At 52.7% G+C, this 13,561-nt stretch carries 13 protein-coding genes; 10 read left to right on the top strand and 3 right to left on the bottom strand.

The window, feature by feature from the left end; translation table 11 throughout:
- The first annotated feature begins 67 nt into the window (after positions 1–67).
- Genes OLX08_RS07925 through OLX08_RS07910 form a run of 4 tightly spaced genes read left to right on the top strand, consistent with a single transcriptional unit; the run spans position 68 to position 4,787 of the window.
- Positions 68–2,323, top strand: coding sequence for an NADP-dependent malic enzyme (locus tag OLX08_RS07925; RefSeq protein WP_391480789.1), 2,256 nt, complete (start codon positions 68–70; stop codon positions 2,321–2,323).
- A 3-nt stretch (positions 2,324–2,326) separates the two neighbouring features.
- Entirely contained in the window at positions 2,327–3,193 is an 867-nt protein-coding gene (locus OLX08_RS07920) for a ribokinase (protein ID WP_391480788.1), read from the top strand.
- Entirely contained in the window at positions 3,190–4,092 is a 903-nt protein-coding gene (locus OLX08_RS07915) for an aminotransferase class IV (protein ID WP_391480787.1), read from the top strand. Before OLX08_RS07920 ends, OLX08_RS07915 begins: the two co-directional genes overlap by 4 nt.
- Positions 4,089–4,787: an HAD family hydrolase gene (locus tag OLX08_RS07910; protein WP_391480786.1), complete on the top strand. Its 699-nt coding sequence runs from the start codon at positions 4,089–4,091 to the stop codon at positions 4,785–4,787. The genes OLX08_RS07915 and OLX08_RS07910 overlap by 4 nt, the downstream gene beginning before the upstream one ends.
- A gap of 6 nt (positions 4,788–4,793) precedes the next feature.
- Here the strand turns inward: OLX08_RS07910 and OLX08_RS07905 are convergent, their stop codons facing one another.
- Entirely contained in the window at positions 4,794–6,011 is a 1,218-nt protein-coding gene (locus OLX08_RS07905) for an argininosuccinate synthase (protein WP_391480784.1), read from the bottom strand.
- Between the two features lie 117 nt (positions 6,012–6,128).
- Here OLX08_RS07905 and ilvA point away from each other — a divergent pair, with 117 nt between their 5' ends.
- The gene (gene ilvA, locus OLX08_RS07900) at positions 6,129–7,376 is read left to right on the top strand and encodes a threonine ammonia-lyase IlvA (protein WP_391480783.1); all 1,248 of its coding nucleotides are present in this window, start codon (positions 6,129–6,131) and stop codon (positions 7,374–7,376) included.
- Here ilvA and OLX08_RS07895 read toward each other — a convergent pair.
- The gene (locus OLX08_RS07895) at positions 7,356–7,688 is read right to left on the bottom strand and encodes an Hpt domain-containing protein (protein WP_391480782.1); all 333 of its coding nucleotides are present in this window, start codon (positions 7,686–7,688) and stop codon (positions 7,356–7,358) included. The two genes, ilvA and OLX08_RS07895, sit on opposite strands and share 21 nt — an antisense overlap.
- A 109-nt stretch (positions 7,689–7,797) precedes the next feature.
- On the opposite strand from OLX08_RS07895, the gene OLX08_RS07890 reads away from it, so the two are divergent.
- The gene (locus OLX08_RS07890) at positions 7,798–9,048 is read left to right on the top strand and encodes a PP2C family protein-serine/threonine phosphatase (RefSeq protein ID WP_391480781.1); all 1,251 of its coding nucleotides are present in this window, start codon (positions 7,798–7,800) and stop codon (positions 9,046–9,048) included.
- On the opposite strand, the gene OLX08_RS07885 is transcribed toward OLX08_RS07890, so the two are convergent.
- Positions 9,032–9,475, bottom strand: a complete 444-nt coding sequence (locus OLX08_RS07885; protein ID WP_391480779.1) for an NUDIX hydrolase — start codon at positions 9,473–9,475, stop codon at positions 9,032–9,034. The two genes, OLX08_RS07890 and OLX08_RS07885, sit on opposite strands and share 17 nt — an antisense overlap.
- Positions 9,476–9,552: 77 nt before the next feature.
- Here OLX08_RS07885 and OLX08_RS07880 point away from each other — a divergent pair, with 77 nt between their 5' ends.
- From OLX08_RS07880 to OLX08_RS07865, 4 genes are read left to right on the top strand one after another with little or no spacing between them, the layout of a single operon-like run.
- A complete protein-coding gene (locus OLX08_RS07880) occupies positions 9,553–10,551 on the top strand; it encodes an Hsp33 family molecular chaperone HslO (protein WP_048598541.1) in 999 nt (332 codons plus the stop codon).
- 13 nt (positions 10,552–10,564) lie between these two features.
- The gene (locus OLX08_RS07875; RefSeq protein ID WP_391480777.1) at positions 10,565–11,134 is read left to right on the top strand and encodes a CoA pyrophosphatase; all 570 of its coding nucleotides are present in this window, start codon (positions 10,565–10,567) and stop codon (positions 11,132–11,134) included.
- Positions 11,131–12,273 carry a CCA tRNA nucleotidyltransferase gene (locus OLX08_RS07870; protein ID WP_391480776.1) on the top strand — a complete coding sequence of 381 codons (1,143 nt, stop codon included), beginning with the start codon at positions 11,131–11,133 and terminating at the stop codon, positions 12,271–12,273. Before OLX08_RS07875 ends, OLX08_RS07870 begins: the two co-directional genes overlap by 4 nt.
- Positions 12,266–13,480 (top strand): class I SAM-dependent RNA methyltransferase, encoded by a 1,215-nt coding sequence (locus OLX08_RS07865; RefSeq protein ID WP_391480774.1) that lies wholly within the window; start codon positions 12,266–12,268, stop codon positions 13,478–13,480. Before OLX08_RS07870 ends, OLX08_RS07865 begins: the two co-directional genes overlap by 8 nt.
- Positions 13,481–13,561: the final 81 nt, after the last annotated feature.

Here is a 13,561-nt window from a genome sequence, read left to right as displayed (position 1 = left end):
CAAAACCGTTGTTTGTGTCAATCCAGAGCGCTATCACTTCTGTAATCAAAACAAAGGCCTAAAAACGATGTCCAACACCAAAGTCACCGACGCCGAAGCTTTAGCGTTTCATTTACAGCCAACTCCAGGCAAATTTGAGATTTCCGCGACTGTTCCAATGACCACCCAGCGGGACCTGTCGTTGGCGTATTCACCTGGTGTTGCTGTGCCTGTTCAGGCTATCGCGGACTCGCCTGAGGCTGCGTATGATTATACGACCAAGGGCAATTTGGTGGCGGTCATTTCCAATGGGTCAGCGATTTTGGGCCTTGGGAATTTGGGCGCGTTAGCAAGTAAGCCCGTGATGGAAGGTAAAGCGGTACTGTTTAAGCGGTTTGCGGATGTAAACAGCGTCGACATCGAGCTTGATACCCAAGACGTGGATGCATTCGTGAATGCTGTGAAGCTGATGGGTCCTACGTTCGGCGGTGTGAACCTTGAAGACATCAAAGCACCCGAGTGTTTCATCATTGAGCAGCGTCTGAAGGAAGAGATGGATATCCCTGTCTTTCACGACGACCAACACGGGACAGCGGTGATTTGCGCAGCGGGTCTAATTAATGCGCTGTATTTATCGGGTAAGAAGATTGAGGACGTAAAAATCGTCCTGAACGGAGCGGGTGCTGCTGGCATCGCGTGTCTTGAGTTGATCAAGGCGATGGGCGCTAAGCACGACAACTGCATTATGTGCGACACAAAGGGTGTTATTTACCAAGGCCGCACCGAAGGCATGAACCAATGGAAATCTGCACACGCCGCGCGCACTGATGCGCGCAGCCTTGAGGATGCGATGGTTGGTTGTGATGTGTTCTTGGGTGTTTCTGCAAAAGGTGCTGTTACACCGCAGATGGTTGCATCAATGGCGGATAACCCTGTTATTTTTGCGATGGCAAACCCTGATCCGGAAATCACGCCTGAAGAAGCGCATGAGGTGCGAGTTGATGCCATCGTTGCGACGGGGCGCAGTGACTACCCGAACCAAGTGAACAACGTGTTGGGCTTTCCATACTTGTTCCGCGGTGCGCTGGATATTCATGCCCGGGCGATTAATGATGAAATGAAGCTTGCCTGTGCGCGTGCGTTGGCGGAGTTGGCCCGCGAAGATGTGCCTGATGAGGTCGCAGTTGCATATGGTCGTAAGCTAACATTTGGCCGTGATTACATCATTCCAACACCGTTTGATCCACGCTTGATCCATGTGATCCCGCCTGCTGTCGCGAAGGCTGGTATGGATACCGGTGTAGCGCGCCGCCCGATTGTGGACATGGAGGCGTACACACTTAATCTGAAATCAAGAATGGACCCAACCGCGTCTATTTTGCGGGGCATTCACGCGCGGGCAAAACGTGCGCAAGCGCGGATGATTTTCGCCGAAGGAGATGATCCACGGGTGTTGCGTGCTGCTGTTCAGTATCAGCGGTCTGGCCTTGGCAAGGCGCTGGTCGTCGGACGTGAGGCTGATGTTAAGGACCTGTTGACTACAGCAGGGATGGGCGATGCCTACCGAGAGCTTGAGGTGGTGAACGCCAAAAACTCTCCGCATCTGCCGATGTATAAATCATTCTTGTATGAACGGCTGCAGCGCAAAGGGTTTGACCAATCTGATGTGCACCGCCTCGCTGCGCGTGACCGCCACGTGTTTTCTGCACTTATGCTTGCCCACGGTCACGGAGATGGACTTGTTTCCGGTGCCACACGAAAATCTGCCCATGTTCTGGATTTGATGAACCATGTGTTTGATCTGGGCCCTGGTGATGGCGCGGTGGGCATTACCGCTATTTTGCATAAAGGGCGGATTGTTTTGATCGGTGATACGGTTGTTCATGAGTGGCCAAACGAGGCTGACTTGGCCGACATCGCCATTAAAGGTGCGGGTGTTGCGCGGCAGCTTGGTTTGGTACCCCGCGTGGCGTTTGTCAGCTTTTCTACCTTTGGCTATCCGGTGTCAGAACGTGCTGAGAAGATGCATTTGGCGCCTATGTTGCTGGACAAAAAGGGCGTTGATTTCGAATTTGAGGGCGAGATGGCTGTTGACGTGGCGCTGAATGCGGAAGCGCAAAAAAGCTATCCGTTCTCACGGCTTACTGGACCTGCGAATGTGTTGGTGGTGCCTGCGCGTCACTCAGCGTCCATCAGCGTGAAGTTGATGCAAGAGATGGCGGGGGCTACTATTTTAGGGCCTATCCTGACGGGTGTTGATCACCCGATTCAGATTTGTTCGACGGTGTCATCTGAGACAGATATTTTGAACATGGCAATTATTGCCGCCTGCAATGTGGGGTGATGCATGACCATCTGGAATTTGGGGTCTATTAACGCCGATCATACCTACCGCGTCGATAAGCTGCCCGTTGCCGGAGAGACGTTGGCCTCTCGGTCGTTGACTGTTGGGCTGGGCGGCAAGGGCGCAAACATGTCTGTGGCTGCGGCGCGCGCTGCGGCGCGTGTTTGTCATATCGGTGCTGTGGGTGAGGACGGTACAAAATGGCGCGACCGACTTTTGGAGTATGGCGTGGATACGCGGTTTATTGCGGTCGCGGATGAACCAACGGCCCACGCGATTATCACTGTTGATGATGATGGCGAGAACCAAATCATACTCTATTCAGGCGCAAATGGGGTTATTCCCGAAAATCTGATTGGCTCTGCGCTGAGTGAGGCGAATGCCGGTGATATTTTCGTAACGCAGAACGAAACCAATGGTCAGTATGAAGCGGCTAAAATTGCAAAAGAACTTGCTCTGCGGGTGATGTATGCTGCCGCGCCGTTTTCGGCCGACGCAATTATGGTGCTTGATGGGCTGATCGATATTCTTGTGTTGAACGAGGTTGAGGCAGACCAGCTCCAAGATGCGACTGGCAAAGATGTGTCCGAGTTGGGCATTGCACAGGTGCTGATCACCAAGGGTGCAGATGGCGTTACAGTTTATGACAATGGCACAAGGCTTGATGTGCCTGCGGTCAAAGTTGTTGCAGTTGATACTACAGGGGCGGGTGATACTTTTACTGGGTACTTTGTGGCTGGGCTTGATCGTGGTTTTGGTCTGGAACAGTCCCTGAATTTAGCCGTTCAAGCCGCTGCGATCATGGTGACACGTCATGGTACTGCTGATGTGATACCCGACCTTAAAGATGTGCAGGATGCAAAATTATGAATGAGCACGTAACAACCCACCAAGCCGAAGAAGACGCCCGAAATGAAGCGCTTTTGATCTATTTGAACGATCGTGTTGTGCCAAAAGTCGAGGCTGTGGTTAGCGTTTACGACAGCGGCTTTATGCTGGGCGATGGTGTTTGGGAGGGGTTGCGTCTTTATAATGGTGTTTGGGCTTTTCTGGATGAGCATTTGGACCGTCTGTTTGAGGCCGCAAAAGCGATTGATCTAGATATCGGCAAAACCCGGAAAGAAGTGCGAACTGCGCTGGAACAGACCCGCATTGCTAATGAGATGACCACGAACGCCCACGCGCGGCTTATGGTGACAAGGGGTCCAAAGACGCGGCCATTTCAGCATCCAAGTCTAAGTCAAAGTGGTCCGACATTCGTGATTGTTATGGAGCACTCACAACCCAAAATTCCGCGACCAATCAAGCTGGCGACCGTGCCTCATCTACGAGGCTTGCCAATGACCCAAGATCCAAAATTGAACTCGCACAGCAAACTGAACTGTATTCTTGCGTGTATCGCTGCTGAAAAAGCTGGAGCTGACGAAGGGTTGATGTTGGATGTTAATGGCTTTGTGAACACGACTAACGCGTGCAACTTTTTTATTGTCCGTAAGGGTGCGGTTTGGACTAGCACGGGCGATTACTGCATGAACGGCATTACGCGGCAGAAGGTGATTGATCTGTGTCGCGCTAGCGAAATTCCCGTATTTGAACGCAATTACTCACTTGTTGATACTTATGGCGCGGATGAAGCGTTTTTGACGGGTACATTCGGCGCGCAAACTCCTGTTAGTCACATTGACGGGCGCCAGATTGGTACAGGTGGGATGGGGCCTATGACCATGCGCTTGCGTGAGCTTTATAAGAAATTGGTCGATCAACAATGACGCGTATCGCCATGTGGTCAGGTCCACGCAACCTGTCGACGGCTATGATGTATGCGTTTGGAAACCGGTCCGATTGCATCGCGATTGATGAGCCGTTGTATGCCGCCTATTTGGCGCAAACAGGTTTGGTTCACCCGATGCAGGATGCAATATTGGCAAGCCAGCCAACAAACGCGCAGGACGCGCTTATGGCGCTGACCAAACCTCAAACGTTGCAGTATGAAAAGCATATGACACATCATATGTTGCCGACGTTTTCACGTGACTGGCTTGGCGATGTGAAGAATGCCTTTCTAATTCGACATCCAGCGCGGGTGATTGCCAGCTATCAGGCGAAACGGGAAAGCCCCACGTTTGACGACCTTGGGTTTGCGCAGCAGCTTGAGTTGTTTGAGACGTTTGGCGGCGTGGTGATTGATAGTGCAGATATTCGTGCTGATCCGCGGCAAATGCTTGGTAAACTTTGTGATGCGCTGGGCATTCCGTTTGACGAGGCGATGCTTTCGTGGCCGTGCGGCCCCAAGGATTTTGATGGTGTTTGGGCGGAGCACTGGTACGGCGCTGTGCACAATAGTACCGGATTTTCTGGTGCTGAGGGCCCATTGCCCGAAGTCACAAAAGAAAACGCGCCCCTGTTGGAGCGCGCTTTGCCAATTTACGAGACACTGTCAAAGCACTGCCTCAAACCTGATTGATATGTCTTACTTGAGACGACGGTCGCGCGCAGCGAGAAGTTTCAAGCGAAGTGCATTCAGTTGAATGAAGCCTGCTGCATCTTTTTGATCGTAAGCGCCTGCGTCATCTTCGAATGTGACGTGTGCTTCAGAGTAAAGCGAGTGATCAGACCAGCGTGCGACTGTGCGCACAGAGCCTTTGTAAAGCTTCAGCTTAACAGTTCCGGTTACGTGACGCTGCGAGTGGTCGATTGCAGCTTGAAGCATCTCACGCTCTGGGCTGAACCAGAAACCATTGTAGATCAGTTCTGCGTAGCGTGGCATCAGCTCGTCTTTGAGGTGCGCTTCGCCACGGTCCAGCGTGATCTGCTCAATGCCGCGGTGTGCTTCAAGCAGGACAGTTCCGCCCGGTGTTTCATAGATACCGCGTGACTTCATGCCCACAAAACGGCCCTCAACCAGATCAAGGCGACCAACACCGTTGCGGCCACCTATTGTGTTCAATTCGGTCAGCACTTCGGCAGGCGACATTGCTTTGCCGTCGATGCTTACTGCGTCACCTTTTTCAAAGCCGATCTCGATGAATTCAGCTGTGTTCGGTGCGTCTTCTGGGTGGACCGTGCGTTGGTAGACATAATCGGGTGCTTCAACGGCCGGGTCTTCCAGAACCTTGCCCTCAGACGAGGTGTGCAAAAGGTTTGCGTCAACGCTGAATGGTGCTTCGCCGCGCTTGTCTTTTGCGATTGGGATTTGGTTTTTCTCAGCAAAGTCGATCAGTTTGGTGCGGCTGGATAAGTCCCACTCACGCCATGGAGCGATGACTTTGATGTCAGGGTTTAGCGCGTATGCAGCCAGCTCGAAGCGAACTTGGTCATTGCCCTTGCCGGTTGCGCCGTGCGCAATCGCGTCTGCGCCAGTTTCTTCCGCAATTTCTACAAGGCGCTTTGAGATCAGTGGCCGCGCAATTGAGGTGCCGAGCAGGTAAAGACCTTCGTAAACGGCATTGGCACGGAACATCGGGAAAACGAAATCCCGAACAAATTCTTCACGGACGTCTTCAATGTAGATGTCAGAAGCGCCCATCATTTCCGCTTTGGCGCGCGCTGGCTCAAGTTCTTCGCCCTGACCCAAATCCGCAGTGAAAGTCACCACTTCGCAGCCATATTCTGTCTGCAGCCACTTCAAGATGATGGATGTGTCGAGGCCACCTGAATAGGCAAGGACGACTTTTTTGGGTGCAGACATTGGCGTTCTCCTGATCACGTATGGCGGCGGGATAATCCGTTTTGTTACCTGCGGCAAGGGATGCTGCTTTCTGAAACATTGTTCTGTGATAGGGTGGCGAGACCAGAGGGAACGCACATGACCGATTTTGTACAAAGAGCCAAAGCATCCGAGACAGAAATGCGCGCCTTGTTCGAGGCATCGCCGCTTCAAAGAAATGCGCACCTTAGCGAAATGTACGATGCTGATATCTGGTTAAAGCGAGAAGATCTGACACCTGTGCGCAGTTACAAAATTCGCGGTGCATTTAATGCGATGCGCAAGTGTTTGGCGCAGACCCCGGATCAGCAGTTGTTTGTGGCCGCGAGTGCGGGAAATCACGCCCAGGGCGTTGCTTATGTATGTAAGCATTTCGGGCGACGCGGCGTCATATTTATGCCTGTAACAACGCCGCAGCAGAAGATTGATAAAACACGTATTTTCGGTGGGGATGCGATCGAGATTGTGTTGGTTGGTGACTATTTCGACAGTACTTTGGCTGCCGCGCGCGCTTATTGTGATGAACAGGGTGCGCATTTTCTATCACCCTTTGATGACCCCGATGTGATTGAGGGGCAGGCGTCAGTTGCAGTTGAGATGATGCAACAGCTTGGTGCTGCGCCTGACGTGATCGTCTTACCTGTGGGCGGCGGCGGTCTTTCATCGGGCGTGACTGCTTACATGGCCAGTCAGGGGTCTGATGCTGATTTGTACTTGGTTGAACCCGAAGGTGGAGCAAACCTAACGGCAGCGCTTGAGGCGGGTGTGCCGGTTGCGCTGGATCATGTTGATACTTTTGTTGATGGTGCGGCGGTTGGGCAAATCGGCGATGCAACCTTTGATGTTCTAAAGAACACACCGCTGGATCGCGTCATTAGAATTGCCGAGGACCGTATTTGTACAACTATGTTGGATATGTTGAATACCGAAGGTGTCGTACTCGAACCTGCGGGCGCGTTGGCGCTTGATGCACTTAAAGACATTTCGAACGATATTCGGGGCAAACGGGTGGTTTGTATCGCTTCGGGCGGCAATTTCGATTTCGAAAGGCTACCGGAAGTGAAAGAGCGGGCGCAGCGATCAGCTGGTTTGAAGAAGTACTACATTCTTCGGATGCCCCAACGACCTGGCGCCTTGAAAGATTTCCTTCACATGCTGGGACCCAGTGACGACATTGCACGGTTTGAGTACCTCAAGAAGTCAGCGCGCAACTTTGGGTCTGTTTTGATTGGTATCGAAACCACTGATCCATCCAGCTTCACACGTCTTACGGATTTGATGGAGCAGGGTGGTTTTGGCTATCGCGACATCACCAACGATGGTGCGCTAGCCGAATTCCTGATTTAGGCGCTTGGCACTAAGGTTGGTTAGAAACACATCAATCGTGCTGTCATAGGCCTGTCGCAAGGTAGCAACGTGAGCAACATCTTCGGGCTGTTGTTCGATCTGTTTTGCGGCTTCAACCACATCGGACATGCCGAAGTTAACCGCACTTCCGCGAATACCGTGCGCAATTTTAGAGCGCTCAGCATCTGTTTTGCTGCCCTCAAGCGCGCCAAGAAGCTCGCGCGTTTCAATGTCAAAAATTTTAACGACTTCATCAAATATCTCGTCGCCGACATCGCTTTGCAATGCCCTGACTTGCGCCCAATCAATCATTTTGTTCCCCCGGTATTACACCAGATATCGGCAAAGAGTTTTAATTTAACATGACTGAAATCGAGGAAATCTTAACTTAATCTTCAAGCCTTCGTGACACGCGTGTCAGATGATTTTGGAACAGCCAGAAAACGCCAGGAATGTAGCCAAACGCGTGTTGGTTGCTGATGATAGCGCCCTTCAAAGACGCATCTTATCAAAAATTCTAGAGGCACGTGGCTATCATGTAACTCAGGCGACGGATGGCGCAGAGGCGCTTGAGATGTGCCGCAGCGCGCAGTTTGACGTGATCATCAGTGATTGGATGATGCCGCAACTAACAGGGCCAGAGTTTTGCCAAAAATTTCGCGCTATGGAAGACGGAACCTACACGTATTTTGTGCTGCTCACCACCAAGGGTGATGCGGCAGATATTGCGTTTGGGCTTGAAGCAGGCGCGGATGATTTCCTGACAAAGCCTGTGGACGGTTCTGAACTTCAGGCGAGGTTGGGTGCAGGCCACCGGATTGTTGAAATGCAACGTGAGCTATTTATCCGAAACGCTGAGATCGCTGGTGCGTTGGGCGAGATTCAGCGCCTATATGATATTTTAGACCGTGATTTACAGCAGGCAAAAACGCTTCAAATGTCGCTGTTGCCAGAGCCAAATGTAACCTTTGGTCGTGCCAGCATTTCGTTGGGCTTGCGGTCCAGCGGCCACGTCGGTGGCGATCTGGTTGGCTACTTCAAGATTAACGAAAATCAGGTGGGTCTGTTTGGTCTTGATGTGTCGGGTCATGGCGTATCAAGCGCGTTGATGACGGCGCGCCTTGCGGGGTATCTCTCGGCTGGTGATCCCGTACAAAACGTCGCCATTGATAACCAAGCGGGCAGGTCCGCGGCCGTTTCTCCGGAACGGGTTGTCCGACGTCTCAATGACATGATGTTTTCAGAAATTGCGACAGAACATTATTTCACCATTCTTTATGGGGTGATTAATACTGAAACGGGAGATTTTTCATTTTGCCAAGCAGGCCATCCGCACCCAATCCTGCAGCGAAGTGCGGGCTCGGCGCAGCGCCTTGGCGCTGGTGGATTGCCGGTAGGATTGATCGAGGGCGCGTCATATGAATTGTCTCATGTTCAACTTTATGCCGGTGATCGGGTCTTTATTGGGTCAGACGGGATCACCGAGGCGCTGAACAAAAAAGGTGAGATGTTCGCAGAACATGGGCTTTGCGAGTTGCTAGAGCGAAGCCGCTCTCTTTGTGGCGACCGCCTCTTGGAGAGGGTCGTTGATGAGGTCACGCGGTTTACTGGCTCAAATGACCTTGAAGATGATTTGTCGGCTATTTCGTTGGGGTTCAGAGCTGCTCAATAAGGCTACTCAAAAACATCCGGTCACCATCATTACCTAATGCGTCAACTGCCTCGCTCATTGGCATCCAGACCGCATGGTGGCCTTTTTCAATAGGCTCACTCAATTTCAAAACAGGTGTTCCCACGTAAATGGAACACAGCTTTTCGGCCCAAAGATCGTACTCGGGCATAAACGTGAAGCGACGAAAGGCGCCTAGCTTTCGAAGATTAGCAGCACGCCAGCCGGTTTCCTCAAAGATTTCACGGTGCAGGGCGGGGATTGGATGTTCGCCGACCTCAACGCCGCCGCCAGGCAGTTGAAATTCAGGTTCTGGCCGTTCTTGAAAGGTCAGAAGTATGTCGCTTCCACGTCGCAAAATAGCGTAGGCTCCGGGGCGATGAACGTAGCGCTGACCGGCCTTTGGTGTCTCTCCAATTCGCATCATCATGGCGCTGCCCCTTTTTTGCGTGCTTTACGTGCCTATATTGCCACGATATGTCGCCACGACCCGGCTTAGGAAATCACATGTCGAACACATCGAAAATCGCTTGGGACGACACTGTCCTACCGTTCCAACTTGATCAATCGGATATTCGAGGCCGCGTTGCGCGTCTTGATGGGGTGTTAGATCACGTTTTGGCGCAACATGATTATCCACCGCTGATTGAGGCGCTGGTGGCGGAAATGTCCCTGTTAACGGCGCTAATCGGTCAAACGATCGCGCTGCGGTGGAAGCTGTCTTTGCAGGTGCGCGGCAACGGTCCGGTGCGTTTGATCGCGACGGATTACTACGGCCCCACTGATGACGGGCAGCCCGCACGCATCAGGGCCTATGCCAGCTATGACAAAGACGCGATCGATCTGAACGGCGATGGGTACGACCAAATCGGTAATGGTTATTTTGCGATCTTGATTGATCAAGGCAAAGGCACCCAGCCCTATCAGGGCATCACACCAATTGCGGGTGGCTCGCTGTCAGCTTGTGCAGAGGCGTATTTTGCTCAATCCGAGCAACTGCCAACGCGCTTTGCGCTTACTTTCGGCCGCTCCACAATTGCGGATGAACAGGAAAGCTGGCGCGCGGGCGGCGTGATGTTACAGCACATGCCCAAGGCGTCGCCTTTGATGGCAAAGAAAGATGCGCCAGACGGATCTGGTGAGGCATTGGTCACAGCTTCTGATCTTCTGGAGGACGATGCGGCGGAAAACTGGACGCGCGCTAATGTGCTGCTTGATACTGTCGAGGAGCTTGAGTTGATCGGCCCCTCCGTATCGCCAACAGATTTGTTGCTGCGGCTGTTCCACGAGGAAGAGCCCCGCGTGTATGAAGCCCAGCCCGTTCGCTTTGGATGCACATGTTCTGAGGAGCGCGTAAAGCAAAGCCTATCAATTTATTCTGCCTCAGACATTGGTCACATGACCACCGACGAGGGGTTGGTTGAGGCCGATTGCCAGTTCTGCGGCGCACACTACGAAATGGACCCAAAGACAGTTGGATTCGAGGCAGAAGGTGCCTCTGACTGATCTAAGATCTCAAATGTTGGGGTTCCTTGCGACTGCGCAGGGGGCCTCATCCGATTTTGATCTAAACCCTGACTTGCCCTACCCAACGAGCAAGACGCGCCCTGCGGGAGTGCTTGTTTTGATACGTGAAACTGCGGGTGCGCAGGAAGTTTTGCTGACCAAGCGTTCTGCCAAGCTGCGCCATCACCCGGGCCAGATTGCGTTCCCTGGTGGCAAGCAAGACCCCGAAGACGCGGATGTCATTGAAACCGCCTTGCGTGAGGCGCGTGAGGAAGTTGGGTTGCCTGACGGTGTGGTGGACGTGCTTGGCACGCTGCCGACACACATAACCGTCACCAGCTTCGACGTGACACCTGTTGTTGCTTTGTTGAAAGAACCTTTTGAGGTGGTCTGCGAAGCTGGCGAAGTGGACGAAGCTTTCTGGGTGCCGCTTGATCATCTTTTGGATGCAGGCAGGTATGCGGTGCAGTCGCGCCGCTGGTCCGGTACGTGGCGGTCTTATTATACGGTACCCTTTGGCCCTTATTATATTTGGGGGGCCACGGCGCGCATGCTAAGAACGCTCGCGGAGGCGGCGCAATGACACAATTTGACTGGCTGCAAGCAAAAGCACCGCAGACTGTTTTGGCCCTACTCAATGCCGATGGCGGCGCGGGGTATGTCGTGGGCGGGTGTGTGCGAAACGCGTTGATGGGGCGTGCCATAACCGACTTGGATATGGCTACGTCCCTTGTTCCAACCGAAGTAATTGCTCGCGCAGAAGCAGCAGGCCTTCGCGTTATTCCGACGGGTATTGAGCATGGCACAGTCACTGTTGTGGCACATGGCTCTCCGTTTGAAGTGACTACATTCAGAAGTGATGTTGAGACGGATGGCCGGCACGCAAAAGTAGCGTTTTCTACATCAATCATTGAAGATGCTAAGCGGCGCGATTTTACAATGAATGCGTTGTACGCCAACCAAAGTGGTGAGGTGATTGATCCGTTAAACGGTCTGCCTGACCTTCATGCGGGCCTTGTCAGGTTTATTGGTGACGCGGATGATCGCGTTGCCGAGGACTACTTGCGCATTCTGCGGTTTTTTAGATTTCAGGCTTGGTACGGTAGTTTTGAGCTTGGGCTTGATGCGGATGCTCTGGCAGCCTGTGCTGGTGGTATCGAAGGGTTGGGGCAAATCGCCCGTGAGCGTATTGGCGCTGAAATGGTTAAGCTTATGACCGCGCCTGACCCAAGCCTTGCCGTGTCTGCAATGGCGCAAACTGGGGTTCTGAATGCCGTTGTTGAAGGCGGGTTCACGAATATATTGTCGGTTTTTGTACATCTGAGCGCAGATTTGGCTGTTGACCCAATGGCGCGACTTGCTGCTGTCACAGGTGATGTTTCGACGTTGCGGTTAAGTAACGCACAGCAGAAACGATTTGCGATTTACCGTGCTGAGATGGGATCAATGACCGCGGCTGCTGCATTGGGTCATGAACATGGATTTGAGGTTGGTGCGCTGTGCCTTGCCTTGCGCGCTGCGATGTTTGAGCAACCATTGAATGGGCTAAATGACGTTCGCCGTGGGGTAGAGGCAGTTTTCCCTTTGGTTGCTGCTGACCTTATGCCGGCGTATTCGGGCGCTAAGTTGGGCGCGGCCCTTCGGGATGCAAAAGACCGATGGATTGCATCTGATTTTGCACTGACAAAAGATGACTTAATTGAAGGGCTGGAAAATGGCTGAAGTGACGATTGAACGGCTTGGCCATAAAGGTGACGGGATTGCAGCGGGACCGATATTCGTACCGCGCACCTTGCCAGGGGAGGTGGTGAAGGGCGATATCGACGGTCAGATCATGGCAAAGCCGGCAATTCAGACGCCCTCTGACCACCGCATCAAAGCACCTTGTTCACATTACAACAGCTGCGGTGGTTGCAGTTTACAGCACGCCCATGATGATTTTGTGTCCAATTGGAAGAAAGAAGTTGTTCAATCGGCGCTTGCCTCACGCGGGATTGAGCGTGTGGTGGATGCCATTCATACCAGTCCAGCACAAAGCCGTCGGCGCGCTAAGCTGACGGGTAAGCGGACAAAGTCAGGTGCGCTTGTGGGCTTTCATGGCCGCGCGTCTCATACTGTTTTGGCGGTGCCCAATTGTAAAATCCTTCATCCTGAGTTGTTGAGCCTCATTCCCGTGTTGGAGCAGCTGACAGTTGAGTATGGCTCTCGCAAGGGGGAGGTTGAGTTTACCGCCACCGTTACCAATACGGGCATTGATCTGGATGTTGCCGGTGCAAAGCCCGCTGGCCCGCAAGAGCAAGCGGCGTTGGCACAACTGACGGTTCAGCACGGGGTTGTGCGCCTGACATGGAACGGTGAGTTGTTGGCGATGGAAACACCGCCGCAATTGACGATGGGAAAAGCGGCGGTTTCGCCACCGTCCGGCGCGTTTTTGCAAGCCACGGAACACGGTCAGTTGGCGCTTGAAGCGTTCATCATCAATAATATCGTAGGTGCTGCAAAAGTTGCAGATTTGTTTGCAGGTTGCGGCACATTCAGCCTGCCAATGGCGGCTCATGCGGCTGTTCACGCGGTTGAAGGTGAAGCCGATATGATTGATGCGTTGGCCAAAGGTTGGCGCATGGCCAGTGGCCTTCATTCGGTCACCACAGAGGCGCGTGATTTGTTTAGACGGCCACTGATGCCGGATGAGTTGCGCAAATTTGATGTCGTTGTGCTTGACCCGCCGCGCGCCGGTGCTGAGGCGCAGGTTCAAGAGATTATCGAAAGTGAGGTGCGTAAGGTTGTGATGATTTCATGCAGCCCCGTAACCTTCGCCCGCGATGTAGAGGCGTTGATGAAAGCTGGATTTTCTTTGGAAAAACTGGAGGTTGTGGATCAATTCAGGTGGTCTCATCACGTTGAAGTCGCAAGCGTCCTTACGCGGTAAATTTGCATCACTCTGACCGTGCGCAACATTTTAGTAGAAATCTGACACCAAAAGATATATTGCTCGTATCAATAGTTAAGC

This window comes from Nereida ignava, from assembly GCF_047114695.1.
In the GTDB taxonomy this organism is placed as follows: domain Bacteria; phylum Pseudomonadota; class Alphaproteobacteria; order Rhodobacterales; family Rhodobacteraceae; genus Nereida; species Nereida ignava.
The sequence above is the reverse complement of the archived record's forward strand: the minus strand, read 5'-3'. Positions and strand labels throughout refer to the sequence as shown.